Genomic DNA, 26,260 nt, shown 5'->3' on the forward strand with positions numbered 1-26,260 from the left:
GCTCCTACGGCCATCTGCAGGACCGAGCGTAATAGGCAGGCGGCCTCGAGCTCAAAGTTCTGCCTACTAAGATTTGCCGGGAATACCGTATTTGCGCAGCCGGTGGGCGATTGCGGTGTGGGACGTCTGTAGTCGCGCGGCCAGTTGGCGGGTCGAGGGGTACTGGCTGTAGAGCTTTTCCAGCAGCGACCTCTCAAAATCCTCGACCGCACCTTCCAGGCTTTCGACTTCGCCATCACTACCTCTGGCCACCGACGTACCGGCGATGTCCAAGTCGCCGATGTCGACCAGCGAGCTGTCGCAAATGGCCGCTGCGCGGAAGATCACGTTCTGCAACTGGCGAACGTTCCCGGGCCAGCGATTCCCAAGGAGGGCAGGGTAGGTGGTCGGCGCAAGGCGGCAGACCGGTCGCTGAATCTGCGTGCAGGCCTGTTCCATGAAATAGCGCGCCAGCATCAGGATGTCCTGCCCGCGTTCACGCAGCGGCGGCACGTCCAGATTGAGCACGTTGAGGCGATAGAACAGGTCTTCGCGAAAGGTACCTTCGGCGACCATTTTCTCCAGGTCACGGTGGGTGGCGCTCAAGATGCGCACGTTGACCTGCACTTCCTTGTCGCCGCCGACCCGCCGAAAACTGCCGTCATTAAGAAAGCGCAGCAATTTGGCCTGCAAATACGGTGACATCTCGCCGATCTCGTCGAGAAACACGGTGCCTTTGTTGGCAAGCTCCATGAGGCCCGGTTTGCCACCCCGCTGCGCACCGGTAAAGGCGCCGGGGGCGTAACCGAACAGTTCGCTCTCGGCGAGGTTCTCCGGCAATGCAGCGCAGTTCAGTGCGAGAAAAGGCGCCCCGTTGCGCGCGCTCACCGCATGACAGGCGCGCGCCACCAGTTCCTTGCCCGTACCGGTTTCGCCCTGAATCAGCAGCGGCGCATCCAGTGCCGCGACCCGCTGTGCACGGGCTTTAAGTGTGCGAATCGGCGCGGAATCGCCGAGCAGCGCATCGAAACCTTCGGCATGATCGTGGTGCAGTGCCGACAGGCGTTCGCCGATTCGACTCGGTTGATAAAGGGTCAGCAAGGCGCCCGCGTCGGTGATTGGTGTCGCGTCCAGCAGCAGGGCTTCGCCGTTGAGCGTGACTTCCCGTAGCGGCAAACGGAAGCCGTTTTCCAGCAGCGCCATTTGCAGGCCCGTATCGGAAAACAGCTCGCCAATCGACTCCCCAGTCGGTTCTCGGCCATACAACGCAACCAGCGCCGGGTTTGCCAGCAGAACGTGGCCGGCGCTGTCGAGCGCAAGCACCGGGTCAGTCATCGCTGCCAGCAGGGCGTCGAGTTGCAGGTGACGGCGCTGGCCGGGAAGGATGTCGACCACCGTGATCGCTTCCACGCCGCGCACGCGAAACAGCCGGTCCTTGAGTTCTTCAAGCACATCATGGCTCAGCGTCGGCGCGTCGATATAGACGTTGGGCGGCACCATTTCCACCGCATCGAGGTTCAGATTGCGCCCGCCAAGAATGGCCAGCACTTCCTGGGTGATGCCGACGCGGTCAATGAACGTGACGTGAATGCGCATGAGGAAGGAAAGGGTTCGCGGGAGTAGGGGGGCGATTATGCCAGTAATCGCATTGCCCATCCCGAGACCTTGAAGGGGCGCTGGTTATTCCAGATGCTCCGGCTTGACCGGATCACCGGACTTCATGTCGAGCTTGTGACGGATGTCTTCGAACATTCGGTCGTACTCACCGTGCATCGCATGCAGGTCGGTGGTTCTCGGCAGGCCATGCTTCTCCAGTCTGCGCGACGCCTCGCTGGCGAAGTTGTAGGCCTTGTCCTTCGGCAGCTCAAAGGTCTCGTTAACCGCCTGGCCATTGACGTCGCCTTCCAGGGTGAACTGCATGCCCTGACCCGAATCGGTCTGGCTGACCTCGTAGCGGATATGAAGGTCGCAGCCGACGTCGTGTGATTGCAGAGCGGGGTGGACGATGTGCAGATGACCTGGCTCGAACATGGCAATGGCTCCGGGGAAAGGTGATGGACCTAAGAGGACAGACCGCCGGGAGCCGCCTCGGGTTCAGGTTCTTACGCCGCGCGCTGTTTGTAGGACCGGCTTTAGCCGGGAAAGCGTCAGGCGTCACACCTCAGAATAGAGCGTGTTCAAACCGGCCTCTTCCCGGCTAAAGCCGGTCCTACACCTCACTTTTCCGGCTGAAGCCGCGAAGGCTCAGGCCGTGACCAGATCCACAGATTGACCAGCACCATGCCGGCCACCGCGAAGTAGATCCACCAATTGTGTTTCAGCACCACCAGCATCATGACCGCGCAGATCAACATCGTGACAGTGGCGCTGATCTTGGCCTTGCGCGCAATCATCTTGCCGTTTCGCCAGTTGCTCAGCATCGGGCCGAACACCCGATGATGCTCGAGCCACGCGCTCAGGCGCGGTGAGCTTCGCGTTGCTGCCCATGCCGCCAGCAGAATGAATTCGGTGGTGGGCAGGCCGGGAATGAAGATCGCGATGATGCCGATGGTCAGGCTCGCATAGGCGAGAATGCCAAACAGGATGCGGGACAGTTTGCTGCCGGGTGGTGTACTGGTCATGGTCTCGGTAATGCAGAGTGAGCAGGTGTTGCGGGATTTTCACGTCCCGCAAAGGCGCCCAGCTTATCAGTGCCGGGCATAAAAGGCCCGGCGTCAGGCGGGTTCCGCTTCAGACGCTGAAGCGTAGGCGTGTTGCAGCAGCACGTTGAAACGCTCGAAGGCCGCCACTGCACCGAGGTCTATCTCGCGCTCCTGCTCGGCGTTGAACGGCAGATCGTCGATGATCCGGATAAAGCGTTTCCAGCCTTCGGCTCGTCCACCTGACGGTTCACCCAGATGACGGGCGCCATAGGTGTCGCTGAGGCTCAAGGTCTCGGCGCGTTTGATCAAAAACGCTGCGCCCAGCTTCGAACCTTCCGATACGAATAGCCAGCCCAGCGCCTGCGCAAGGCAGGGCGCTTCGACGGCGCCGGCGACCGGGCCAGGGATCACAGACTGAAGATCAAGCAGATCGGCCTTGGCCTGTTCGGCGCGACAGCGATCAGGCAGGTCGGCAATCAACGCGATCAACTGCGGGTGCATGTACAGCGTTTTCAGCTCGGCCTGGAACAGGTATTGGGCGCGGAGGAATCGGGTGTAGCTGGCCAGCGTTTCGAACGGCGCATTGGCCTTCACCGCCTTGTCCAGTTGTTCATGGGCGGCATGGGTGATCTGGTTCAGTCGTTGCGAGCGACGGATTGCGTTATCGGTCATGGGTCTTCCTTGGAAATGGGGCGCTTGTTAACAAGACGAACGAATGTCGCAGACGCGCAACCAAAAGCGCCTGCGACGGGATCAGGTCAGATGTTCCACATCACGTTGACGGCAAAATTGCGGCCTGGCTGGGTCAGACGGTCGAGGTTGGCGGGAGCGGTGGCGCCTGCTTCGCCGACATTGTCGTAGCCACGCACGTCGTCCCACAGCCAGTACTTTTTGTCCGCCAGGTTGTACAGGCCGCCGCTGACCGTGACGTCGTCGGTGACTTTGTAATAACCCGTGAGGTCAACGAGACCGAAGCCCGGGGTCTTGAACCGGGTGGCGCCGTCGGGGGCGTAGTAGTTACTGCTGTCGACCCGCGTCTTGCGCTTCACCAGCGTCCAGTTCAGCAAACCGCCGTAGTTGTTCTGGTCATAACCCAGCCCGAACACGCCGGTCAGCGGGTTGATGCTGTTGATGGGCTGGCCGGTGTCGTTGTTGCGGCCGTACAGATAGGCCAGCGAGCCTCGGGTGTAGAGGCCTTCGGGTGCGCCGAAGCTGTCCAGGTTCAGCCGCCCCTTGAGTTCGACGCCCTTCATGGTGGCGTGCTTGATGTTGTTGGACTGGAAGGTCGTGGTGGTGGACTTCGCCGGAATCACCGCGTCTTCATTAATGAAGTCGCGGTACGTGTTGTAGAACAGCGCGAGATCAAACGTGCCCTCGTCGAAGTGACCGCGCAGCCCGGTTTCATAGCTTTTACTGGTCTCCGGTTTCAGGTCTGGATTGGGCTCGACGACGTAATTGCCGCGGGTGTTTTCGAAGCGGCCATACAACGCCTTGGCGCTCGGCGTGCGGAAACCCTCTGCGTACTGGCCGTACCAGGTATAGGCGTCGTTGAACGCATACGTCAGTCCCAGCTTGGGTAAGAGGCGATGCCATTTTTTCGTGCTGTCGTCGAACTCGCTCTTGCTTCTCAGATTGACGCTTTTGAGGAATGAATCTGTGGCGTCCGGGTCGAGTGCGGTGTAGTCATAGCGGGCGCCGGGCATCAAGGTCCAGTCGCCCCATTTGATCTGATCCTGAGCGAACAGCCCGTAGGTGGTGATCGTCGGGTTCGGGAAGTCATTGGTGGGGGCCACGATGTCGTTCGCGCTGGCACTCACTGCCCCGAGGGTGCGGCAGGTTCCGACGACCGACGCACAGGTGGCTGTTCCTGTCCGAAGCCCTGTCACCTTCTGTTGTTTGAGGGTCGTGCCGTACGTCAACAGGTGCTGTGTGCCGCCGATGTCGAACGCTTTATCCAGCTGTGCGTCGAGGATCCATTGGCGTTCCTTGTAGTGGGTGTCGCGGGTGCGCCAGACATCTCGCAAAACCGCCCCGCTTCTGGGGTTAGAGGGCAGATACCTTTCAAAGGTATTTTGATCAGTCTTGGCAATCTGGTAGTTCAAGCTCCACTTGGCGTTGTCAGCCAACACGCTGTCCAGCGCAAAGCTGTTTTCCAGGCCAAACCGCTCTCGGGTGATAACGTCGTTCCCTTGACGTGAACCGTAGTAGCCGAAGCCAACACCGGCATTGAAAGGCCCACCCACCACACTCTTCTGATTCGTATGGGTGTCGTCCTTGTACTTCTCGTAGGTGAACGCCAGACGATCATTGTCACCGTAGTTCCAGCCCAGCTTGGCCAGCACATTGGTGGCGCGGGCGTCTTCCGGGTTGGCTGCCGTGCGGGACAGGCCGGTCCCGCTATGCTCGCCGTAGGACTCGGTCTCGTGGCCGTTGCGCTGACTGACGTGCAGCAAACCGTCCAAATCCCCCGCGCGGCCGGCGACTGTGGACGAATTCAGCCAGCTGTTGTCCGCCGAGCTATAACCGGTTTTCAGGCGGGCGCCGACGTCTTTGCCCGGCTTGATGATGTCCTCGGGGTCGAGGGTGTAATAACTCACCGCGCCGCCGATGGCGCTGCTTCCGTACAACGCCGAAGCAGGGCCGCGCAGGATCTCGACGTGCTTGATGATCTCCGGATCCACGTAATTGCGATGGGTTTTGGCGAAAGGGCCCTGAAAGAAATTGTCCGGCACTTCGACGCCATCCACCTGCGTCAGGATCCGGTCGCCATCGATGCCACGAATGTTGTAGCCGCTGGTGCCCGCACGCTGGCCGGCCCCGCCCACGGAAACACCGGGCTCGTCGCGTACCAGGTCACGGATGTTGTTGACGTTGCGCCGATCCAGCGCCGCGCGGTCCTGCACGGTCACCGTACCGGGGACCGAATCCACCGACTGCGCCTGACGCGTGGCACTGACCGTGATCTGCTGCAGTTCCAGCGCGGTACTTTGTTCGGCAGCGGCAGCGGCGGGGCTGTGCAGCGCTGCGGCGAAGATGGCGATCGTCAGCAGCGAGAGCCCGAAGGGGTGAGTGGTCGTGGGCGAGGCGGGTGGTGCGGGGTTGAAGCTGGACAGCATGGATAGCGCTCCCTGTCGTGCGGGTCGTCATAGTTGTTGCGAGATGATTCAAATAGGAATCAGTTGCATTGGCTATGACTAGACGTACGGGACGCAGCTATCGCGTAAAAATAATTTCGGTCAGTTCCACATCATCCGGTTTGCCGCGATGGCGCCCCGGTTTCGCCAGCACATTGTCCGGCGCTAGGTTTTTTTCTGCGCAGCCAGCACCGCAGCTGCATCGAATAGCGCTTGCGAGTGCCACACGGCTTCGGCGCTGGCGAAGGCTTCGCGGTGGGAAGGATCGGCCTCGAGCCACTCAAGAAAACGCGCATGGGTTGCCGCATCGGCGATCTCCAGTTCGATCAGCCAGGTCAGGGCCTGGTCCATCGTCTCGGCAGCGCGCGGCGCATCGGCTTGAGCGCGGCGGGGGGATTGGGCGTCCGTCAAGCAGCGTCCTCAGGTCCACGGTTTGGGCGGCAGTGTAACGTCACTCTGAAGCACCAGTTGACGATTCTTACGGATGGAGCTCAGTGATCCAGCCGCGCTGCCACACCCATGCAAAGCGCCATGACCAGCTTCAGTTCTTTTTGTACGGTGCTGGTGGACACCCCCAACTTGTCGGCGATTTCCAGATAACTCGCGCCGTGGAGCCGACTGAGGGTAAAGATTTTCTGCTGCCGTGGCGAGAGGGTTTCCAGGCTTGCGCTCAGGCTTTCCAGCAGACGGTTGGCGTGGGCGGCATCCTCCAGCGCGGAGTCGGGGGCGACGACATTATGGATATCGCTGATCGGCGCATGGTCAATGATGGTGCGCGCGTGGGTGCGTCTGGCACGCAGATGATCCAGGGCCAGATTGCGCGCGGTCTGGAAGACGAAGGGCTCGAGGTGCTCGACGGCTCGCTCGGTGAGCGCGCTGGTCACGCGCAGGTAAGTTTCCTGAAGCAGGTCTTCGGCCGTGGTGTGGCTGCGCACCATGCGCTGAAGCGTGCGCAACAGCATGGTTCGCCGGGCGAGAAAGACCGTATTGAAGTGCGACTGAGTCACGGGGACACCCGACCAGAATTCAGCAGATGATAATGCTTATCATCTGGAGTTCAGGTCAAGGCAGGGATTTGCACAGATTGTAAGGGCGTTGTCCGGGGACGGTAGTCATTACTGAGGGAGGGAGTTGATCGCGAAGAGCCTGGTAAATCCACTGACTGTCCAGCGGCTTGACGTCTGTCTTCGCGAGCAAACTCGCTCCTGCACAGGGTGATTCCGTTACTTACTCGGCGTTCATCAACGCCAGGCAGTTATCCAGCATGCGGTTGGAGAAGCCCCATTCGTTGTCGTACCACGCCAGCACCTTCAGCAGGCGACCGCTGACTTTGGTGTGGTTCGCGTCGAAGATCGACGACAGCGGGTTGTGATTGAAGTCGTGGGAAACCAGCGGCAGGGTGTTGTAACCGAGGATTTTCGAATGCTGCGCCGCTTCTTTCATGATCGCGTTGACCTCTTCGGCGGTCGCATCGCGCTTGAGCTGAATGGTCAGGTCGACCAGCGACACGTTGATCACCGGTACACGCACGGCCATGCCGGTCAGCTTGCCCGCCAGTTCCGGCAGCACCAGACCGACCGCTTCGGCAGCGCCCGTCTTGCTCGGGATCATCGACTGAGTCGCCGAACGAGCCCGGTACGGGTCGGTGTGGTAGACGTCGATCAGATTCTGGTCGTTGGTGTAGGCGTGGATGGTGGTCATCAGACCGCTCTCGATACCCAGCTCACGGTTCAGCACTTGGGCGACCGGCGCAAGGCAGTTGGTGGTGCACGAAGCGTTGGAGATGACCTGATGGGACTGGCGCAGCACGTCATGGTTGACGCCGTAGACGATCGTCGCATCGGCGCCTTTGGCCGGTGCTGAAATAATCACTTTCTTGGCGCCGGCGGTGATGTGCGCGGCAGCCTTGGTGCGATCCGTGAACAGACCGGTGCATTCGAACACCACGTCGATGTTCAGGGATTTCCACGGCAGCTCGGCCGGGTTGCGAATCGCGCTGACTGCAATTCGGTCACCATTGACGATCAGGCTTTCCTGATCGTGTTCGACGGTGCCGTCGAACGGCCCGTGCACCGTGTCGAATTTCAGCAGGTGGGCGTTGATCTCGCTGTCGCCCAGGTCATTGATGGCGACGACTTGCAGGTCCTGACGGTAGCCTTGGGTATAAAGTGCGCGTAGGACGTTGCGGCCGATTCGGCCAAAGCCATTGATTGCGATGCGGAGAGTCATACACCCGTCCTCAAGAATTTGTTGTTGGAATTACAAGATTATTCTCATAAAAATAGAAAACAACCCCTTTTAGTGGCAGTATTTTGTTTTATCTACAAATAGAAACCCGTCTGGCCGTCACAACTGTCTGAAAATCAAGTGTTTGCCGCCGCTCTTGTCTGAGCACCGGATTTGATCGCAGCCTGGTGAAAGCGCCTGAACGGGTGACCCCATCCGCTAGCCTGGAGTCCATGACATGCATCCCCGCGTCCTTGAGGTAACCGAACGGCTGATTGCTCGCAGCCGTGAAACCCGTCAACGCTACCTGCAATTGATCCGGGGTGCGGCGAGCGACGGGCCGATGCGCGGCAAGCTGCAGTGTGCCAACTTCGCCCACGGCGTCGCGGCATGTGGTCCCGAAGACAAGAACAGCCTGCGCATGATGAATGCGGCCAACATCGCCATTGTCTCCTCCTACAACGACATGCTCTCGGCGCATCAGCCGTACGAACACTTCCCCGAACAGATCAAAAAAGCGCTGCGTGAAATCGGCTCCGTGGGGCAGTTTGCCGGCGGTGTTCCGGCGATGTGCGATGGCGTCACCCAGGGCGAGCCGGGCATGGAGCTGAGTATCGCCAGCCGGGAAGTCATTGCGATGGCAACGGCGGTGGCGTTGTCCCACAACATGTTCGACGGCGCGCTGATGCTGGGCATCTGCGACAAGATCGTTCCGGGCTTGCTGATGGGCTCGCTGCGCTTCGGTCATCTGCCGACGATTTTTGTGCCAGGCGGCCCGATGGTGTCGGGCATCTCCAACAAAGAGAAAGCCGACGTGCGTCAGCGCTACGCCGAAGGCAAGGCCACTCGCGAAGAGCTGCTGGATTCGGAGATGAAGTCCTACCACGGCCCGGGTACCTGCACGTTCTACGGCACGGCGAACACCAACCAGCTGATCATGGAAGTCATGGGTCTGCATCTTCCGGGCGCCTCTTTCGTCAATCCCTACACACCGCTGCGCGATGCCCTGACACGCGAGGCGGCGTTCCAGGTCACCCGCCTGACCAAACAAAGCGGCGACTTCATCCCACTCGGAGAGATTGTGGACGAACGTTCGCTGGTCAACTCGATTGTTGCCCTGCACGCGACGGGCGGTTCCACCAACCACACGCTGCACATGCCGGCGATTGCCCAGTGCGCGGGCATTCAGCTGACCTGGCAGGACATGGCCGATCTGTCGGAAGTTGTGCCGACCCTGTCCCACGTTTACCCGAACGGCAAAGCCGACATCAACCACTTCCAGGCTGCCGGCGGCATGTCCTTCCTGATCCGTGAGCTGCTCGACGCGGGCCTGATGCACGAAGACGTCAACACGGTCATGGGTCGTGGCCTCCGTCGCTACATCCAAGAGCCGTTCCTGGAAGAAGGCACGCTGGTGTGGCGCGATGGCCCGGTGGAAAGCCTCGACGAAAATGTCCTGCGCCCCATCGCGCGTCCGTTCTCGGCCGAGGGCGGCCTGCGGGTCATGGAAGGCAACCTGGGCCGTGGCGTGATGAAAGTCTCCGCCGTTGCGTTGGAGCACCAGATCGTCGAAGCCCCCGCCAAAGTATTCGAGGACCAGCAAGACCTCGCCGACGCTTTCAAGGCTGGCGAACTGGAGTGCGATTTTGTGGCGGTCATGCGCTTCCAGGGGCCGCGCTCCAACGGCATGCCTGAGCTGCACAAGATGACGCCGTTTCTGGGCGTGCTTCAGGATCGTGGCTTCAAAGTGGCGCTTATTACGGACGGGCGTATGTCCGGCGCGTCCGGGAAAATCCCGGCGGCAATTCACGTGTGCCCGGAAGCCTCCGACGGCGGGCCGCTCGCCTTGGTGCGTGATGGGGATCTCATTCGTGTCGATGGCGTGAAAGGAACGTTGCAAGTTCTGATCGAACCGGCAGAATTGGCCGCCAGAGAGCCGGCAATCGGTCGCCTGTCCCATAACGTGGGCAGCGGGCGCGAATTGTTCGGCTTCATGCGCATGGCCTTCAGCTCGGCAGAGAAGGGCGCCAGCGCCTTTACTTCGAATCTGGAGACGCTCAAGTGACATTGGCGATGGTGGGTGATATCGGCGGCACAAATGCGCGGTTTGCCATTTGGGAAGACGATCAGTTGCATTCGATCCGCGTGTTCGCGACGGTCGATTACGCCAGTCCTGAAAAGGCCCTGACGGTCTATCTGCAGGACCTGGAACTGCAGCGTGGTGATGTCACCTCCATTTGCCTGGCAGTGGCCGGGCCGGTGACCGGCGACGATTTCCAATTCACCAACAGCCACTGGAAGATCAACCGGCAGGCGTTCTGTGCCGAACTGAAGATTGACCACCTGATCCTGGTCAACGACTTCACCGCCATGGCGCTGGGCATGACCCGCCTGAAGGACGACGAGTACCTGACCGTGCGTCATGGCAAGGGCGATCCTCGCGGCGCGCGGGTGGTGATCGGGCCTGGCACAGGATTGGGCGTCGGCACGTTGATCCGCACCGGCGAAGCCCGCTGGTCCGCCGTGCCGGGCGAGGGCGGTCACGTTGATCTGCCGATCGGTACGCCTCGCGAAGCCCTGCTGTGGATGCGTTTGATGGCCACCCACGAGCACGTCAGCGCCGAGACGATTCTGAGTGGCGCCGGGCTCCTGCTGCTGTATCAAGTGAGCTGTGGACTGGACGAGATCGAGCCTGAACTCAAATCCCCTGCGGCCATTACCTCGGCGGCGCTCAAGGGCGACCCGGTCGCCAGCGCGGTGCTGGAGCAGTTCTGCGTGTTCCTCGGTCGTGTGGCGGGCAATAACGTACTGACTGTCGGCGGACGCGGCGGCGTGTATATTGCCGGGGGCGTGATCCCGCGCTTCGTTGATTTCTTCATGCAGAGCGGCTTCAACAAGGCGTTCGCCGAGAAGGGATTGATGAAGGATTATTTCAATGACGTGCCGGTCTGGCTGGTCACGGCTGAATACCCTGGCCTGATGGGCGCAGGCGTGGCGCTGGATCAGTCCCTGCTCGCGCAGGGCTAGACATGTAGGAGCGCGCTTGCCCGCGAAAAATTGCGCTGGCGACCAGGACGTGTGGGATTGGCTGCCGTCATCGCGGGCAAGCGTGCTCCTGCAGGGGATATGCCTGCGATGGATTTCGGGGCAGCCGGTTTGCTGCCGATCCCGATCGTCAGGCTGATGTGTTATTTGTGCCCATAACAACAATCCATTGCTCACAAGGACGACCATGTGAACGCTGTCAGTAAATCGATTCTGGTGGTCGACGATGACCAGGAGATTCGGGAGTTGCTGCAAGCCTACCTGAGCCGTTCCGGTTTTCAGGTGCGCACGGTCGGCGATGGGGCCGAGTTTCGTCAGGCATTCAACGAAGAGGCCAGCGACCTGCTGATCCTCGACGTCATGCTTCCCGATGAAGACGGCTTCAGCCTGTGTCGCTGGGTCAGGCAGCATCCGCGTCAGCCGCATATTCCCATCATCATGCTGACCGCCAGCTCCGACGAGGCCGATCGGGTCATCGGTCTGGAACTCGGCGCCGATGACTACATGGCCAAACCCTTCAGCCCCCGCGAACTTCAGGCCCGGATCAAGGCTCTGCTGCGTCGCGCCCAGTTCGGCCAGGAACGCAGCGGCGGTGAAGTGCTGGTGTTCGATGAATGGCGGCTGGACATGGTCAGTCACCGGCTGTTTCACAACGACGGCGAAGAAGTGATTTTGTCCGGCGCCGATTTCGCGCTGCTCAAACTGTTCCTCGACAACCCCCAACAGATTCTCGACCGCGACACCATCGGCAACGCCACCCGTGGCCGTGAGCTGATGCCGCTGGAGCGCATCGTCGACATGGCGGTGAGCCGCCTGCGTCAACGCTTGCGTGACACCGGCAAGGCGCCGCGATTGATCCGTACCGTGCGAGGCAGCGGTTATCTGCTGGCAGCCAATGTGCTGCCCCAAGCCGGCAACGGTTACTAGCCCTTGATGGTGGCCGACAGGAAACGCCGCTTGCCGGTGCCGCGCTCGCTGCTCGGGCGCATGTTGATGCTGACCTTGCTCGCCGTATTGCTGGCGCAAACCCTGTCCAGCTTGATCTGGCTCTCTCAACTGCGCGCCACGCAGATGGAAGGGCTGGTGACCAGCGCCCGCAGTCTGGGTTTTTCCATGGCCGCGAGCGTGAGTTACTTTCGCTCGCTGCCTGTCGCGTTTCGGCCGCTGGTGCTCGATCAGTTGCGCAGCATGGGCGGCACGCGTTTCTTCGTCTCGCTCAACGATCGTCCGCTGGAAATGCAGGTGCTTGAACCCACCGTGCGCAAGACCGCAGTCATTGATGTGGTGGGTCAGGTGCTGCGGCAGAATCTCGGCGCCGACCCGGATATCCTCGTGCGCTTTGTGCGCCCCGAAGACCTGCGCATCTTCAATAGCGGCTTGAGGCTCGACGAACTTCCACGCTCATGGGCCCATTACGCCCTGACCCTCGAACCGGTGAACCCGCCCGTGCTGGTCACGCAGATCGAGCTGTCGCCCGGCGAGTGGCTGTACATCGCCTCGCTGCTGCCTGAGCCTTACACCATGCTCGAGGCGGAAGGTCTGCCCTCGCAGCAGGTCTGGTTCATCGCTCTGACCAGTATTTTTCTGCTGGTCTTCATCGGCCTGTTGGTGCACTGGCAGAGCGGCCCGCTCAAGCGTCTGGCCCATGCCGCGCGGGATCTGTCGTTGGGGGCCGACGTCGAGCCGGTGGTGGAGGGCGGTGGCAGTGAGGTGGTCGAAGTGACGCGCGCGTTCAACACCATGCGTGATCGCATCAGCCGTTACCTGACCGAGCGCGGCCAGCTGTTCAGTGCGATTTCCCACGACCTGCGCACCCCGATCACCCGCCTGCGCCTGCGCGTCGAACTGCTTGAAGACGAACAGATGCAGGCCAAATTCACCCGCGATCTGGACGAGCTGGAGCTGCTGGTCAAAGGTGCATTGCAGTGCGTGAAGGACACCGATATTCACGAGAACATCGAGCCGGTCGACCTCAATCACGCGCTGGATTGTCTGATCGAACCCTATCTCTCCCCCGACGGTGCGGGCCGTGTCACGTTGCAGGGCAAGGCGATGTCGATGTACTACGGCAAGCCCCTGGCGCTGCGCCGGTGCATGGGCAACCTGATCGATAACGCGATCAAATACGGCGACCGTGCGCACCTGCTTGTGGAGGACGACGCCGACGCGTTCATCCTGCACGTCGAAGACGAGGGTCCGGGCGTGCCGGAGCAGCGAATGGAACAAGTCTTCGAGCCGCATTTCCGGCTGGCCGGCAAACACCAGCAGGGCTACGGACTGGGGCTCGGGATTGCGCGCAACATTGCCCATAGCCATGGCGGCGAAGTGACGTTGCAAAACATGCGCGAGGGCGGGTTGCGGGTGACGTTGTATCTGCCCCGTGGCGTGGAGTAATCCGCTGCCGCTACTCCCTGTAGGAGCGCGCTTGCCCGCGATGGCGGCAGTCAATCCAGCGCATCTTTTGTTGCGAGAACAATTTTTCGCGGGCAAGCGCGCTCCTACAGTCGAGCGAGTGGCTATCTGAATGTCACAGCCTTGTGACATTCGCGCATCCCTTCGTTACCGTCCGCTCTAACCCCTTGGTTAGAATCCACGCAGCGCAAGCGCCACGACTTGCTCATGCATAACAACAAGAAAGGTCAGATATGAATTCGATTTCCCGTCTCGCTGCACTTATTTCCCTCGCCTCGTTGTTCCCTCTGAGCGCCATGGCGGCTGATGCCAAGGGCACCGTCGAAGTTGTGCACTGGTGGACGTCCGGTGGCGAAAAAGCCGCTGTCGATGTGCTCCGCGCGCAAGTTGAAAAAGACGGCTTCACCTGGAAAGACGGCGCTGTTGCAGGCGGCGGCGGTGCAACCGCAATGACCGTGCTCAAGAGCCGCGCCGTTGCTGGCAACCCGCCTGGTGTTGCCCAGATCAAAGGCCCGGACATTCAGGAATGGGCCTCCACCGGCCTGCTTGATACCGACGTGCTGAAAACCGTCTCCAAAGAAGAGAAGTGGGACAGCCTGCTGGACAAGAAAGTCTCCGACACCGTGAAGTACGATGGTGACTACGTGGCCGTGCCGGTGAACATTCACCGCGTCAACTGGCTGTGGATCAACCCGGAAGTCTTCAAGAAAGCCGGTATCGAAAAAGCCCCCACCACCCTCGAAGAATTCTACGCAGCGGGCGACAAGCTCAAAGCGGCAGGCTTCATCCCTCTGGCCCACGGTGGCCAGCCTTGGCAGGACAGCACCGTTTTTGAAGCCGTCGTTCTCTCTGTCATGGGCGCTGATGGTTACAAGAAGGCACTGGTCGACCTCGACAACGCTGCGCTGACCGGCCCTGAAATGGTCAAATCGCTGACCGAGCTGAAGAAAGTCGCCACCTACATGGATGCCGACGGCAAAGGCCAGGACTGGAACCTGGAAGCGGCCAAAGTTATCAACGGCAAGGCCGGCATGCAGATCATGGGTGACTGGGCCAAGAGTGAATGGACTGCCGCCAAGAAAGTCGCGGGCAAAGACTACGAGTGCGTAGCGTTCCCGGGCACCGACAAGGCGTTCACCTATAACATCGACTCCCTGGCTGTGTTCAAGCAGAAGGACGCGGGCACTGCTGCCGGTCAGCAAGACATCGCCAAGGTCGTGCTGGGTGAAAACTTCCAGAAAGTCTTCAGCATCAACAAAGGCTCGATCCCGGTTCGCAACGACATGCTGGCTGACATGGGCAAGTACGGTTTCGACTCGTGCGCCCAGACCGCTGCCAAGGACTTCCTGGCTGACGCCAAAACCGGCGGCCTGCAGCCAAGCATGGCGCACAACATGGCCACCACACTGGCCGTGCAGGGCGCTTTCTTTGACGTCGTGACCAACTTCATCAACGACCCGAAAGCCGATCCGGCCGACGCGGCGAAGAAGCTGGGTGCTGCGATCAAGTCTGCTAAATAGCGCGTAGCCGGCAGGTCTGTAGGAGCGCCGGGGTGGCGATCCACCTTCCCCGCGAAGCTGTCTGTCTGTCAATGATGGGCTGACTGACGCTAAGCCTTCGCGGGCAAGCGCGCTCCTACATAGTTACCGCGTTCGCAAATTTCTTTTCCTGTACTGGATTTCACCATGAGTTCTGTTGCTGTGTTCAGCAAAGCCTCGCCGTTCGATGCACTGCAGCGCTGGCTACCTAAACTGGTGCTGGCGCCCAGCATGTTCATCGTACTGGTGGGCTTCTACGGTTACATCCTGTGGACGTTCGTTCTGTCGTTCACCAACTCCACTTTCCTGCCGACCTACAAATTCGTGGGTCTGGCGCAATACGCGCGCTTGTTTGACAACGACCGCTGGTGGGTAGCCAGCAAAAACCTCGCGGTGTTCGGCGGCATGTTCATCGGCATCAGCATGGTGGTTGGCGTGCTGCTGGCGGTCTTCCTGGACCAGCGCATCCGCCGCGAAGGGTTTATCCGCACCATTTATCTGTACCCGATGGCGCTCTCGATGATCGTCACCGGCACGGCCTGGAAGTGGCTGCTGAACCCGGGCATGGGCCTGGACAAACTGCTGCGGGACTGGGGCTGGGAAGGCTTTCGCCTGGACTGGCTGATCGATCCGGACCGCGTTGTCTATTGCCTGGTGATCGCTGCGGTATGGCAGGCGTCGGGCTTCATCATGGCGATGTTCCTGGCCGGCCTTCGTGGCGTGGATCAGTCGATCATCCGTGCCGCGCAGATCGACGGCGCGAGCATGCCGAAAATCTACTGGAAGGTCGTGCTGCCAAGCCTGCGTCCGGTGTTCTTCAGCGCGGTGATGATTCTGGCGCACATCGCCATCAAGAGCTTCGACCTGGTCGCTGCCATGACGGCCGGTGGCCCGGGCTATTCGTCTGACTTGCCGGCGATGTTCATGTACTCGTTCACCTTCAGCCGTGGCCAGATGGGCATGGGTTCCGCCAGCGCGATTCTGATGCTCGGCGCGATTCTCGCCATCCTCGTGCCTTATCTGTATTCCGAGCTGAGGGCCAAGCGCAATGACTAGTCTCGCCAACAAGCCCGCCCTCAGCCTGAGCCGCGTCGCCATCTATGCGGTGCTGATCGTTGCGGTGTTTATTTACCTGGTGCCGCTGGTGGTCATGCTGTTGACCAGCTTCAAATCGCCGGAAGACATCGGCAGTGGCAACCTGCTCAGCTGGCCGACCGAAGTGACGGCCATCGGCTGGATCAAAGCCTGGGCGACGGTGAAGGGTTACTTCTGGAACTCGTTCCTGATCACCGTTCCCGCGGTGCTGATCTCTACCACCATTGGCGCGCTGAATGGCTACGTGCTGTCGATGTGGCGCTTCCGCGGTTCGCAGTTGTTCTTCGGTCTGCTGCTGTTCGGTTGCTTCCTGCCCTTCCAGACCGTCCTGCTGCCGGCGTCTTTCACCCTCGGCAAAATGGGCCTGGCCAGCACCACCACAGGTCTCGTGTTCGTCCACGTCGTTTACGGTCTGGCGTTCACCACGCTGTTTTTCCGCAACTACTACGTCAGTATTCCGGACGCACTGGTGAAAGCGGCACGTCTTGACGGTGCCGGCTTCTTCACCATCTTCCGTCGGATCATTCTGCCGATGTCGACGCCGATCATCATGGTCTGCCTGATCTGGCAGTTCACCCAGATCTGGAACGACTTCCTGTTCGGCGTGGTGTTCTCCAGTGGTGATTCGCAGCCGATCACGGTCGCGCTGAACAACCTGGTCAACACCAGTACGGGCGTCAAGGAATACAACGTTGATATGGCGGCGGCGATGATCGCCGGGCTGCCGACCCTGCTGGTCTACGTGGTCGCAGGCAAGTATTTCGTGCGCGGGCTGACGGCCGGCGCAGTCAAGGGGTAATCATGGCAACGCTTGAACTACGCAATGTAAACAAGACTTACGGGGCCGGCCTGCCGGACACCCTGAAGAACATCGAACTCTCCATCAAAGAAGGCGAGTTCCTGATTCTGGTCGGCCCTTCGGGCTGCGGTAAGTCGACCCTGATGAACTGCATCGCCGGCCTGGAAAACATTACCGGCGGCGCGATCATGATCGGTGATCAGGACGTCAGCGGCATGAGCCCGAAGGATCGCGACATCGCGATGGTGTTCCAGTCCTACGCGCTGTACCCGACCATGAGCGTGCGCGAGAACATCGAATTCGGGCTGAAGATTCGCAAGATGAATCAGGCCGACATCGACGCTGAAGTGGCGCGTGTCGCCAAGCTGCTGCAGATCGAGCACCTGCTCAACCGCAAGCCGGGGCAGTTATCCGGCGGTCAGCAACAGCGTGTGGCCATGGGCCGTGCGCTGGCCCGTCGTCCGAAGATTTACCTGTTCGACGAACCTCTCTCCAACCTCGACGCGAAATTGCGCGTCGAGATGCGTACCGAAATGAAGCTGATGCATCAGCGCCTCAAGACCACCACGGTTTACGTGACCCACGACCAGATCGAAGCGATGACCCTGGGCGACAAAGTGGCGGTCATGAAAGACGGTATCATTCAGCAGTTCGGTACGCCGAAGCAGATCTACAACGATCCGGCCAACCTGTTCGTGGCGAGCTTCATCGGTTCGCCGCCGATGAACTTCATCCCGCTGCGCCTGCAACGCAAGGACGGTCGCCTCGTCGCATTGCTCGACAGCGGTCAGGCCCGCTGCGAGCTGCCGATGAGCATGAACGATGCGGGTCTTGAGGACCGTGAGGTGATTTTGGGCCTGCGTCCCGAGCAGATCGTGCTAGCGTCCGGTGATACTGCCGGTCTGCCGACCCTTCGCGCCGAAGTCCAGGTGACGGAGCCGACCGGTCCGGATACGCTGGTCTTCGTGACCCTCAACGAGAGCAAGGTCTGCTGCCGTCTGGCGCCGGATATTGCACCCGCTGTGGGCGAGACCTTGACGCTGCAGTTCGATCCGGCGAAGGTTCTGCTGTTCGACGCCAAAACCGGCGAGCGCCTTGGCGTCTTGGCACCGAGCCAGCCGGTGGAGAACATGGGAAATGTCACGCGGCTCAACCGCAACTGACCCCGACGTGCAGGAGCACTGCACAAACGAGCACCTGTGACGGGTGGATGTCTGCCGTACCAAACCTGTCATGCACACGATGTACGTGGTTACAACGCTGTTCAAAAGCTAATAACAATAAAACGAGGATCCAAGGGATGAAAAAGGTACGTAACAAGTCGCTTAACCAGTTTCAGCTGATCGGTGGGTTGTCTGTCCTGAGCGCGTTGACGATTTCCGGAACGGCGTCTGCAATGGAGCCTTTCAAAGCCAGCGAGCACATGACCGGTGACTGGGGTGGTCTGCGTCAAGAGCTGTACGACAAGGGTTACGACTTCCCGATCGAGTACGTGGGCGAAGCCGCCAGCAACCTCAACGGTGGTTATAACGACGACACGACTGCCCGCTACAGCGACCAGTTTGCGTTCGGCGTACAGATGGACCTGCAAAAAATCCTCGGCTGGCACGACGCAGAGTTCAAGCTTGCGATCACCGAGCGTAGCGGCAGGAACATTTCCAACGACCGGATCGGCGATCCGCGTGCCGGCACACTCAGCTCCTCCCAGGAAGTATGGGGCCGTGGCCAGACCTGGCGTCTGACCCAGATGTGGGTCAAGCAGAAGTACTTCGACGGCAAGCTGGACATCAAGGTCGGCCGTTTCGGTGAAGGCGAAGACTTCAACAGCTTCCCTTGCGACTTCCAGAACCTTTCGTTCTGCGGCTCGCAGGTCGGTAACTACGTCAACACCTGGTACAACTGGCCTGTCAGCCAGTGGGCTGCACGCGTGAAGTACAACATCACGCCTGAGTTGTTCGCCCAGATCGGTGTCTACGAGCAGAACCCGTCGTACCTGGAAACCGGCAACAGCTTCAAACTCAGTGGCAGCGGCGCCAAAGGCACCGTCGTACCGGTTGAAGTGGTGTGGTCGCCGAACGTGAACTCGCTGCCAGGCGAATACCGTCTGGGCTACTACGTGAGTAACCCGAGTGCCGACGATCTCTACGAGAACGAAAACGGTCAGCCTCAGGCTACTGCCGGCGGTAACTTCAAGTCCCACAAAGACAAGCACGGCTGGTGGGTTGTGGCTCAGCAACAGCTGACGGCTCACAACGGCGACGCATCCCGTGGTCTGAGTATTTTCGCCAACGCGACCGTGCATGACAAAGCCACCAACTTCGTCGACAACTACCAGCAGGTCGGCTTCGTCTACAAAGGCCCGTTCGATGCACGTCCGAAGGATGACATCGGTATCGGCATCGCGCGTATCCACGTAAACGATGATGCCCAGGACAACCGTCGCCTGGTCAACGCCGTCAACGGTATCGAGGACTACGACAACCCGGGCTACCTGCCGATCCAGAAGACCGAATACAACTCGGAAATCTACTACGGCGTGCACGTAACCGATTGGCTGACCGTGCGTCCCAACCTGCAGTACGTGAAGAGCCCGGGCGGTGTGGACGACGTTCAGAACGCACTGGTTGCCGGTATCAAGATTCAGTCGAAGTTTTAAGTTAAAGCGGACGCTCCTCCGCGCTCCACAAACGATCAAGGGTCGTGTGTGCTTTACGGGCAGCCTGGCTGCCCGTTTTTTTTCGCGCTGTTTATTCCGCCGCAATGGCTCCGCCTTCGGAGCATTTTTTCTCGCGTGACGTGTGACCGCTATCTGGAGTGCTACAACGATGCCCTTCAGGGACCCCGGCTCAGCCGAGCATCCTCTTCAGCGTTTCTTCACCTCGGTGCGACCGCAACCGACCTTTCAGTGGGAACGCTACCAACAGCGTGATGTGCTGGTGATCAATCATGCGCAGTGCCAGGCCGTCTTCAGTCGGCAGGGCGCTCAACTGCTGCATTTCGAACCTGCCGGGCAGAAACCCTGGCTGTGGTGTGCCGCGCACTGGCCTCTGGTTGGCGCGATCCGCGGCGGCGTGCCGGTCAGTTGGCCCTGGGTCGGGCGTCATCCGGGGGAGAGCGGCTGGCCGGCCAACGGCTGGGGCCGGCTGCTCGACTGGAAACTGGTCGAAAGCCACGAGCACGAGGCGGGCGTGACCTTGCGCTGGCAACTCAAATTGTGGGACTGGCAGGCCGATCTCTACGCTGAGCTGGGGCAGGCGATGGACCTGCGCCTGGAGACGCGTCATGACGACAGCGAGCCTTGCCACTTCGGCCATGGCTTGCACGCCTATTGGCGCATCAGCGATGTGGCGGATGTTGCGTTGCAGGGGCTCGACGGTGCCCACGGTTATGACGAACTCAGCCGCAGCGCCTGCGAGCAGAAGGGCGAGTTGCGCGTACACGGCAGTTGTCAGCGGGTCTTCGAGCACGCCGGCATGCTTGAGTTGCAGGATGACGCCTGGCAGCGCCGGTTGAGCATCGACACGGGCGACAGCGACAGCACCGTGGTCTGGCACCCAGGCAGCCGACCGCTGCTCGGTGTAGGTGGCGATGAAGCCATGGGTTTTTTGCGGGTCGAGGCCGCGTCAGGTGTTGATGACTGCCTGAGCCTGGCGCCGGGGCAGCACGCCAGTTTAAGCCTGCAGGCGACGTTGGTGCATTGAGCGACATAGCGACGAATGCGGTCAGTCGACTGGCGCAACCCCTGTAGAAGCGCGCTTGCCCGCGAAAAATTGTTCCCGCTACAGAGATGTATCGGTCCGGACTGTCTCACCGCGGGCAAGCCCGCTCCTACAAATAAAGGTGCCCTTAATTCAACTCATCGTCCGCCGGGTACCGGCTCGCGTTCAGGCTTTCCTTGATCTTGCGCAAGTGCGGCTGGAAATCGACGCCCCGACGCAGGGTCATGCCGGTCGCCAGCACATCCAGCACCGTCAGCTGGACGATCCGCGACGTCATGGGCATATAAATGTCGGTGTCCTCCGGCAGCGGGATGTTCAGGCTCAGCGTGCTGGCCTTTGCCAGCGGCGAATCGGCTGCCGTCAGGCCCAGCACCGACGCGCCGTTCTCCCGAGCGATGCGCGCCACTTCCACCAGTTCGCGGGTGCGTCCGGTGTAGGAAATGATCACGAACAGCTCGCCGGTGTGAGCCACCGAGGCCAGCATGCGCTGCACCAGCACGTCGGCATGGGCCGTGACGGCGAGATTGAAACGGAAGAATTTATGCTGCGCGTCCAGCGCCACCGGCGCCGAAGCGCCAAGGCCGAAAAAGTGGATCTGCCGCGCCTGAATCAACAAGTCGACCGCTTTGCTGATCAGGTTAGGGTCGAGCACCTGGCACACGCTGTCGAGGGATGCGATGGCGCTGCCGAAAATCTTGCGCGTGTAGGCTTCCGGGTTGTCATCGGCTTCCACTGCGCGGCTGACGTAAGCGGCGCCGCTGGCCAGGCTCTGGGCCAACTGCAGTTTCAGCTCCGGATAACCGCTGACATCGAATGAACGGCAGAAGCGGTTGACCGTTGGCTCACTGACCTTCGCCGCCTGCGCGAGCGCAGCGATGCTGAACCGGGTGGCCTGCTGTGGATTGCTCAGAATCGCCTCGGCGACCTTGCGCTCGGCCTTGTTCAGCTCTTCCAGACGACTCTGGATCTGCTCCAGAAGATTGCGTACGCGGTCCATTGTTTGTCCTTCTGATGAAACGGCGACGGGCCGGTGAATAGGCCTTTATTTGCAGAGTGGGAATTTGGGCCTTTAGCCTGTCGCAAAGGTGGCCTATCGTACTGAGGGCCTGTGGTGATCACCACTCTAATGTGGTTCTGGTGGGAATGTTGTGGTTATTACTACATTCGGCCTTGAGTAACGCCTTTAAAAAAGGTATTTGTAGCTTAACTTGATAAAAGAACCAACATTATGCTCTCGATTACGGTTGAACCGTGCACTTTTGCGTTGTTTGGCGCCTTGGGTGACCTGGCGGTACGCAAACTGTTTCCTGCGTTGTACCAGCTTGATCGAGCTGGACTGCTGCATGCCGAGACCCGAATTATTGCGTTGGCTCGTGAGCCCGGAACTCCTGAAGAGCACCTGGCTTACATCGACAAGAGCCTGCGCCGCTTCGTCCCCGAGGCGCAGCTTAAGACCGAGCACGTGGAGCGTTTTCAGGCCCGCCTGAGTTACCTGCATGTGGACTTCCTCAAGGGCGAGGACTACGTCGCGCTCGCCGAGGCCGTGGGCGACGCGCCGACCATGATTGCCTACTTCGCGACCCCGGCGTCGGTCTACGGCGCCATTTGCGAGAACCTCGCGCTGGTCGGCCTCACCGACCGCACCCGCGCGGTGCTGGAAAAACCCATCGGCCACGACCTCGCGTCGTCGCGCCGGGTTAACGATGCCGTTGCCAGGTTCCTGCCTGAAACCCGCATCTACCGGATCGATCACTACCTGGGCAAGGACACGGTGCAGAATCTCATCGCCCTGCGTTTTGCCAACAGCCTGTTCGAGACCCAGTGGAACCAGAACCATATCTCCCACGTGGAAATCACCGTGGCGGAGAAGGTCGGCATCGAAGGGCGCTGGGGTTATTTCGACCAGGCGGGCCAGCTGCGCGACATGATTCAGAACCACCTGTTGCAGCTGCTGTGCCTGATCGCGATGGACCCGCCCAGCGACCTGTCCGCCGACAGCATCCGTGACGAGAAGGTGAAGGTGCTCAAGGCACTGGCGCCGTTCACGCCGGAGCGTCTGGCCACCCAAGTGGTGCGCGGTCAGTACATCGCCGGTTATAGCGACGGCAAGCCGGTGCCGGGTTATCTGGAGGAAGAAAACTCCAACACCCAGAGCGATACGGAAACGTTCGTCGCCATTCGTGCCGACATACGCAACTGGCGTTGGTCGGGCGTGCCGTTCTATCTGCGTACCGGCAAGCGCATGCCGCAGAAGCTGTCGCAGATCGTTATCCATTTCAAAGAGCCGCCGCATTACATCTTTGCGCCGGAGCAGCGCTTGCAGATCAGCAACCGCCTGATCATCCGCCTGCAGCCTGACGAAGGCATCTCGCTGCAAGTGATGACCAAGGATCAGGGCCTGGACAAAGGCATGCAGCTGCGCAGCAACCCTTTGCAACTGAGCTTCTCCGATGCCTACCGCAGCGCCCGTGTGCCGGACGCCTACGAGCGGTTGTTGCTGGAGGTCATGCGTGGCAATCAGAACCTGTTTGTCCGCAAAGACGAAATTGAATACGCCTGGCAATGGTGCGACCAGTTGATCGCAGGCTGGAAAAAGGCGGGCGATGCGCCCAAGCCTTACCCCGCTGGTTCCTGGGGGCCGATGAGCTCCATTGCTTTGATTACGCGTGACGGGAGGTCCTGGTATGGCGATATGTGAACTTGAATTTCCGGCGGGCTTGAAGGCCAACGAATTCGTTAACCCTGACGTGCTGGCGAACGCGCTGGCCGACCACGTGGCCGAGCGTCTGACGGCGGCGATTTCCAGTAATCCTCACGGCACGGCCACCTTGGTGGTGTCGGGCGGCAAAAGCCCGGTGGCGTTTTTCAAGGCGCTGGCGCAGAAGCCACTCGAGTGGTCGAAAGTCTGCGTGAGCCTGGCTGACGAGCGCTGGGTGCCGATCGAGCACGCTGACAGCAACGAAGGCCTGCTCAAGCGTTTCCTGTTTCAGGGACCGGCAGCCGAGGCAGAGCTTTTTAGTCTTTACCGTGCCACGACCACAGTGGATGAAGCCGCGGCTGCCACTGACGAGGCGCTCAGGGAGCTGCCGAAGATCGACGTGCTGATTCTGGGCATGGGCGACGACGGCCACACCGCGTCGCTGTTTCCCAACAGCCCGCACCTGAAGGAAGCGCTGGACCTCAACAGTGAGCGTCGTTGCCTGCCCATGCTTGCACCGACCGTCCCGCATCAGCGTCTGACCCTGACGCGTCCGGTACTGGCGTCGGCAGCGACCACCATCCTGTCCGTTTCCGGTCAGGCCAAACTCGACACATTGCGCGCGGCACTGGCAGGCGATGACCTCGCCGAAATGCCGGTGCGCGCGTTCCTCAACTCGTCTCTAGAGATCTACTGGTGCCCATAAGCAAAGGATCAGCCGCCATGGAAAATACCCACGTGAAACAGCCGTTGAATAGCATGGCGAGCAAGATTGCCCAGATCGACGCACTCTGCGCGAAAGCGAAGATTCTGCCGGTCATTACCATCGCCCGCGAACAGGATGTCCTGCCGCTGGCCGATGCATTGGCCGCTGGCGGCCTGAATGCGCTGGAAATCACCCTGCGCTCGGAGTTCGGCCTCAAGGCCATTCGCATGCTGCGGGATGCGCGTCCCGAGCTGAGCGTTGGTGCCGGCACCATTCTCGACCGCCACATGCTCAAAGCGGCCGAGGAGGCGGGTTCACAATTCATCGTCACCCCCGGCAGCACCCAGGATCTGCTGGAAGCCGCCGCACTCAGCGAATTGCCGCTGCTGCCAGGCATCAGCAGCGCTTCGGAAATCATGATCGGTTACGCGCTGGGTTATCGTCGCTTCAAGCTGTTCCCGGCGGAAATCAGTGGCGGCGTTGGTGCGATCAAGGCGCTGGGCGGTCCATTCCCGGAAGTGCGCTTCTGCCCTACCGGCGGCGTCAGTGCGGCCAACCTGAAAAGTTACATGGCACTGCCCAACGTGATGTGCGTCGGCGGCACCTGGATGATCGATAACGCGTGGGTGAAGAACGGCGACTGGCAGCGGATCACCGATGCCACTGCCGAAGCCATCGCGTTGTTCGACTGAGTCTGGAGTTGCCGGTCAGGCGCACGCTTCGACAGCCTTCGTTCAAGTGGAGGCTGTTTTACTGTTGAGCATGATCCGTTTATAGCGCCCTTCGGGGCGTTGCTGCAGAAGTCGTTGTTGCATGGCTTTTTAACGGTGTTCCTTGGTCGGGAGCGCCGTTTTTTTTGCGTTGTTTATACGCAATACATATGTACCGCACAGGCAGTGGCTGGAGCGCTTATCTTTGCCGCTCCTTTGTAGTTCGTTTCTCGATGGATTTACGGCGTCTTCGTCATGAAGGCGCCGTCTTTTTTTCTACGGACTATCGAAGGCGTTGATCCCGGCGCCGCCTATTGAGGCAGACCTCAAGCCAGCGCGCGGAGTGCTGCCACCAACTGATCAACGTCCTTTGCCGACGTGGTGAATCCCGGTGTGATGCGAATGCACGTCCCGCAGGCCGAGCCTTCCCGCGTCACCGCAAAAATGCCGTGCTCATCGAGCAGGCGCTTGACCATGAGTTCCTGGTCCGCGTGACGGCTGAACCGAAATGAGGTGATCCCGCAATACAGTCGCGGGTCGTCCGGCGTCAGCACGTCGATGCCTTCAATAGTGCGTGCGTGAGTGACCCACAGGTCCCGCAGATAGGCCAGGCGTGCGCCTTTGGCCGGTGCGCCGCCCATGGCGCGATGGTCGGCGAGCACTTTGGGCAGTGTCATCAGTGCCGGGATATTCGGCGTTCCGTAAGGCACGCGGCCGAGGATGTCGTCCGCACCGTAGCGTTCGTCTGCCATGTCGGGGTCGATGGCGCTCAGGCGTTCCTGCTTCACATAGATGAAGCCCAGGCTCAGCGGCGCGCCTATCCATTTCTGCAAATTGAAGCCGGCGAACGACACGCCAAGGTCGGCAAGCTCGAAATCGAGCAGGCCCAAGGCATGGGCGCCATCCAGAATCACTTCGATGCCGTGGGCCTTGGCCAGCTCGGCGATGGCCTTCACCGGCATCACCAGCCCGGTCCGTTGGGTGACGTAGGTCAGCGCCACCAACTTGAGTCGTGGGTGAGCGGCAAACGCTTCGCGGTAGGTCTGCAGCAACCCATCGTGGCTCGCCGGATGCTGATGAGTGACTTCGATCACTTCCACGCCGCGGTTCTTCGCCAGCCAGCGCATGCCGGTCTGCACGCTGTTGTAATCAAGGTCGCTGACCAGCACTTGGTCGCCAGCCGAGAGGCCGTTGTAGTTGCGGATCAGTGCTTGCACCGACTCCGACGCGGAGCGGGTGAGGGCGACTTCGCGGGTCGGCACGTTGAGCAGATCGGCGAGGTCGGCGCGAATGATCTCGCTGTCCTCGGTATCGAACTTTTGCCGCACATAGACCGAGTTGCTGCGATTGACGTAAGCGAGGTTTTGCTCGTAATCCCTGAGCGCTGCGCGGGTCATGCGGCCGAAATAGCCGTATTCGAAATTGACCGGCCCGGGCTCGACGTCGTATTGCGCCGCGACCTGCTGCCAGAACGCTTCGTCCCGAGCCTGTTCATCCGCCCATTCCGTTATTGCGTATGCAGTGCTGTTCATAAAGCGGCTCGCTTTTATCAATGGA

General features: G+C 60.5%; 23 protein-coding genes. 13 read left to right on the forward strand and 10 right to left on the reverse strand.

Annotated elements, in window-relative coordinates; genetic code table 11:
- Positions 1-66: 66 nt before the first annotated feature.
- From EC919_RS05840 to gap, 8 genes are all read right to left on the reverse strand, one after another.
- Positions 67-1,575 carry a sigma-54-dependent transcriptional regulator gene (locus EC919_RS05840; protein WP_133772112.1) on the reverse strand — a complete coding sequence of 503 codons (1,509 nt, stop codon included), beginning with the start codon at positions 1,573-1,575 and terminating at the stop codon, positions 67-69.
- Positions 1,576-1,659: 84 nt separating this feature from the next.
- A complete protein-coding gene (locus EC919_RS05845; RefSeq protein ID WP_166650495.1) occupies positions 1,660-2,010 on the reverse strand; it encodes a DUF5064 family protein in 351 nt (116 codons plus the stop codon).
- 185 nt (positions 2,011-2,195) lie between these two features.
- The gene (locus EC919_RS05850) at positions 2,196-2,600 is read right to left on the reverse strand and encodes a YbaN family protein (RefSeq protein WP_133772116.1); all 405 of its coding nucleotides are present in this window, start codon (positions 2,598-2,600) and stop codon (positions 2,196-2,198) included.
- Between the two features lie 93 nt (positions 2,601-2,693).
- A complete protein-coding gene (locus tag EC919_RS05855; protein WP_133772118.1) occupies positions 2,694-3,293 on the reverse strand; it encodes a biliverdin-producing heme oxygenase in 600 nt (199 codons plus the stop codon).
- Positions 3,294-3,379: 86 nt separating this feature from the next.
- Positions 3,380-5,737, reverse strand: a complete 2,358-nt coding sequence (locus EC919_RS05860) for a TonB-dependent hemoglobin/transferrin/lactoferrin family receptor (RefSeq protein WP_133772120.1) — start codon at positions 5,735-5,737, stop codon at positions 3,380-3,382.
- A gap of 183 nt (positions 5,738-5,920) precedes the next feature.
- A complete protein-coding gene (locus tag EC919_RS05865; RefSeq protein WP_243842208.1) occupies positions 5,921-6,166 on the reverse strand; it encodes a DUF4880 domain-containing protein in 246 nt (81 codons plus the stop codon).
- A gap of 80 nt (positions 6,167-6,246) precedes the next feature.
- On the reverse strand, positions 6,247-6,762 hold the full coding sequence (locus EC919_RS05870; protein ID WP_133772122.1) for an RNA polymerase sigma factor: 516 nt from the start codon (positions 6,760-6,762) through the stop codon (positions 6,247-6,249).
- Positions 6,763-6,982: 220 nt separating this feature from the next.
- The gene (gene gap / locus EC919_RS05875; RefSeq protein WP_133772124.1) at positions 6,983-7,984 is read right to left on the reverse strand and encodes a type I glyceraldehyde-3-phosphate dehydrogenase; all 1,002 of its coding nucleotides are present in this window, start codon (positions 7,982-7,984) and stop codon (positions 6,983-6,985) included.
- A 235-nt stretch (positions 7,985-8,219) separates the two neighbouring features.
- On the opposite strand from gap, the gene edd reads away from it, so the two are divergent.
- From edd to EC919_RS05925, 10 genes are all read left to right on the forward strand, one after another.
- Positions 8,220-10,046, forward strand: a complete 1,827-nt coding sequence (gene edd, locus EC919_RS05880) for a phosphogluconate dehydratase (protein ID WP_133772125.1) — start codon at positions 8,220-8,222, stop codon at positions 10,044-10,046.
- 8 nt (positions 10,047-10,054) lie between these two features.
- A complete protein-coding gene (locus tag EC919_RS05885; protein WP_432213798.1) occupies positions 10,055-11,008 on the forward strand; it encodes a glucokinase in 954 nt (317 codons plus the stop codon).
- Positions 11,009-11,215: 207 nt separating this feature from the next.
- Positions 11,216-11,953, forward strand: coding sequence for a response regulator (locus EC919_RS05890; protein WP_037014852.1), 738 nt, complete (start codon positions 11,216-11,218; stop codon positions 11,951-11,953).
- A gap of 6 nt (positions 11,954-11,959) precedes the next feature.
- A complete protein-coding gene (locus tag EC919_RS05895) occupies positions 11,960-13,420 on the forward strand; it encodes an ATP-binding protein (protein ID WP_133772590.1) in 1,461 nt (486 codons plus the stop codon).
- Between the two features lie 251 nt (positions 13,421-13,671).
- The gene (locus EC919_RS05900; RefSeq protein ID WP_065992042.1) at positions 13,672-14,958 is read left to right on the forward strand and encodes an ABC transporter substrate-binding protein; all 1,287 of its coding nucleotides are present in this window, start codon (positions 13,672-13,674) and stop codon (positions 14,956-14,958) included.
- 165 nt (positions 14,959-15,123) lie between these two features.
- Entirely contained in the window at positions 15,124-16,032 is a 909-nt protein-coding gene (locus tag EC919_RS05905; RefSeq protein ID WP_037014845.1) for a carbohydrate ABC transporter permease, read from the forward strand.
- Positions 16,025-16,870: a carbohydrate ABC transporter permease gene (locus EC919_RS05910; protein WP_133772127.1), complete on the forward strand. Its 846-nt coding sequence runs from the start codon at positions 16,025-16,027 to the stop codon at positions 16,868-16,870. The genes EC919_RS05905 and EC919_RS05910 overlap by 8 nt, the downstream gene beginning before the upstream one ends.
- A 2-nt stretch (positions 16,871-16,872) precedes the next feature.
- Complete coding sequence (locus EC919_RS05915; protein ID WP_133772128.1) at positions 16,873-18,033, forward strand: ABC transporter ATP-binding protein; 1,161 nt, start codon at positions 16,873-16,875, stop codon at positions 18,031-18,033.
- Between the two features lie 137 nt (positions 18,034-18,170).
- Positions 18,171-19,526, forward strand: coding sequence for a carbohydrate porin (locus EC919_RS05920; RefSeq protein ID WP_133772129.1), 1,356 nt, complete (start codon positions 18,171-18,173; stop codon positions 19,524-19,526).
- A gap of 169 nt (positions 19,527-19,695) precedes the next feature.
- The gene (locus EC919_RS05925; protein ID WP_133772130.1) at positions 19,696-20,571 is read left to right on the forward strand and encodes a D-hexose-6-phosphate mutarotase; all 876 of its coding nucleotides are present in this window, start codon (positions 19,696-19,698) and stop codon (positions 20,569-20,571) included.
- Positions 20,572-20,716: 145 nt separating this feature from the next.
- On the opposite strand, the gene EC919_RS05930 is transcribed toward EC919_RS05925, so the two are convergent.
- Positions 20,717-21,586: a MurR/RpiR family transcriptional regulator gene (locus EC919_RS05930; protein WP_065992054.1), complete on the reverse strand. Its 870-nt coding sequence runs from the start codon at positions 21,584-21,586 to the stop codon at positions 20,717-20,719.
- A 231-nt stretch (positions 21,587-21,817) separates the two neighbouring features.
- Here EC919_RS05930 and zwf point away from each other — a divergent pair, with 231 nt between their 5' ends.
- The 3 genes from zwf to EC919_RS05945 are packed head-to-tail and all read left to right on the forward strand — an operon-like array spanning position 21,818 to position 24,685.
- The gene (zwf, locus tag EC919_RS05935; protein ID WP_133772131.1) at positions 21,818-23,287 is read left to right on the forward strand and encodes a glucose-6-phosphate dehydrogenase; all 1,470 of its coding nucleotides are present in this window, start codon (positions 21,818-21,820) and stop codon (positions 23,285-23,287) included.
- Entirely contained in the window at positions 23,274-23,993 is a 720-nt protein-coding gene (pgl, locus tag EC919_RS05940) for a 6-phosphogluconolactonase (RefSeq protein WP_133772132.1), read from the forward strand. Before zwf ends, pgl begins: the two co-directional genes overlap by 14 nt.
- Before the next feature lie 17 nt (positions 23,994-24,010).
- On the forward strand, positions 24,011-24,685 hold the full coding sequence (locus tag EC919_RS05945) for a bifunctional 4-hydroxy-2-oxoglutarate aldolase/2-dehydro-3-deoxy-phosphogluconate aldolase (protein ID WP_133772133.1): 675 nt from the start codon (positions 24,011-24,013) through the stop codon (positions 24,683-24,685).
- Positions 24,686-25,029: 344 nt separating this feature from the next.
- Here the strand turns inward: EC919_RS05945 and EC919_RS05950 are convergent, their stop codons facing one another.
- The gene (locus EC919_RS05950) at positions 25,030-26,235 is read right to left on the reverse strand and encodes an aminotransferase class V-fold PLP-dependent enzyme (RefSeq protein ID WP_133772134.1); all 1,206 of its coding nucleotides are present in this window, start codon (positions 26,233-26,235) and stop codon (positions 25,030-25,032) included.
- Between the last annotated feature and the right edge of the window lie 25 nt (positions 26,236-26,260).

It is taken from the genome of Pseudomonas graminis, assembly GCF_004364335.1.
GTDB lineage: Bacteria > Pseudomonadota > Gammaproteobacteria > Pseudomonadales > Pseudomonadaceae > Aquipseudomonas > Aquipseudomonas graminis_D.

Coding starts and splice junctions, on each gene's coding strand:
- EC919_RS05840 (WP_133772112.1), bottom strand. CDS start 1,575: ATGCGCATTCACGTCACGTTCATTGACCGCGTCGGCATCACCCAGGAA.
- EC919_RS05845 (WP_166650495.1), bottom strand. CDS start 2,010: ATGTTCGAGCCAGGTCATCTGCACATCGTCCACCCCGCTCTGCAATCA.
- EC919_RS05850 (WP_133772116.1), bottom strand. CDS start 2,600: ATGACCAGTACACCACCCGGCAGCAAACTGTCCCGCATCCTGTTTGGC.
- EC919_RS05855 (WP_133772118.1), bottom strand. CDS start 3,293: ATGACCGATAACGCAATCCGTCGCTCGCAACGACTGAACCAGATCACC.
- EC919_RS05860 (WP_133772120.1), bottom strand. CDS start 5,737: ATGCTGTCCAGCTTCAACCCCGCACCACCCGCCTCGCCCACGACCACT.
- gap (WP_133772124.1), bottom strand. CDS start 7,984: ATGACTCTCCGCATCGCAATCAATGGCTTTGGCCGAATCGGCCGCAAC.
- edd (WP_133772125.1), top strand. CDS start 8,220: ATGCATCCCCGCGTCCTTGAGGTAACCGAACGGCTGATTGCTCGCAGC.
- EC919_RS05885 (WP_432213798.1), top strand. CDS start 10,055: ATGGTGGGTGATATCGGCGGCACAAATGCGCGGTTTGCCATTTGGGAA.
- EC919_RS05895 (WP_133772590.1), top strand. CDS start 11,960: ATGGTGGCCGACAGGAAACGCCGCTTGCCGGTGCCGCGCTCGCTGCTC.
- EC919_RS05900 (WP_065992042.1), top strand. CDS start 13,672: ATGAATTCGATTTCCCGTCTCGCTGCACTTATTTCCCTCGCCTCGTTG.
- EC919_RS05905 (WP_037014845.1), top strand. CDS start 15,124: ATGAGTTCTGTTGCTGTGTTCAGCAAAGCCTCGCCGTTCGATGCACTG.
- EC919_RS05910 (WP_133772127.1), top strand. CDS start 16,025: ATGACTAGTCTCGCCAACAAGCCCGCCCTCAGCCTGAGCCGCGTCGCC.
- EC919_RS05915 (WP_133772128.1), top strand. CDS start 16,873: ATGGCAACGCTTGAACTACGCAATGTAAACAAGACTTACGGGGCCGGC.
- EC919_RS05920 (WP_133772129.1), top strand. CDS start 18,171: ATGAAAAAGGTACGTAACAAGTCGCTTAACCAGTTTCAGCTGATCGGT.
- EC919_RS05925 (WP_133772130.1), top strand. CDS start 19,696: ATGCCCTTCAGGGACCCCGGCTCAGCCGAGCATCCTCTTCAGCGTTTC.
- EC919_RS05930 (WP_065992054.1), bottom strand. CDS start 21,586: ATGGACCGCGTACGCAATCTTCTGGAGCAGATCCAGAGTCGTCTGGAA.
- zwf (WP_133772131.1), top strand. CDS start 21,818: ATGCTCTCGATTACGGTTGAACCGTGCACTTTTGCGTTGTTTGGCGCC.
- pgl (WP_133772132.1), top strand. CDS start 23,274: ATGGCGATATGTGAACTTGAATTTCCGGCGGGCTTGAAGGCCAACGAA.
- EC919_RS05945 (WP_133772133.1), top strand. CDS start 24,011: ATGGAAAATACCCACGTGAAACAGCCGTTGAATAGCATGGCGAGCAAG.
- EC919_RS05950 (WP_133772134.1), bottom strand. CDS start 26,235: ATGAACAGCACTGCATACGCAATAACGGAATGGGCGGATGAACAGGCT.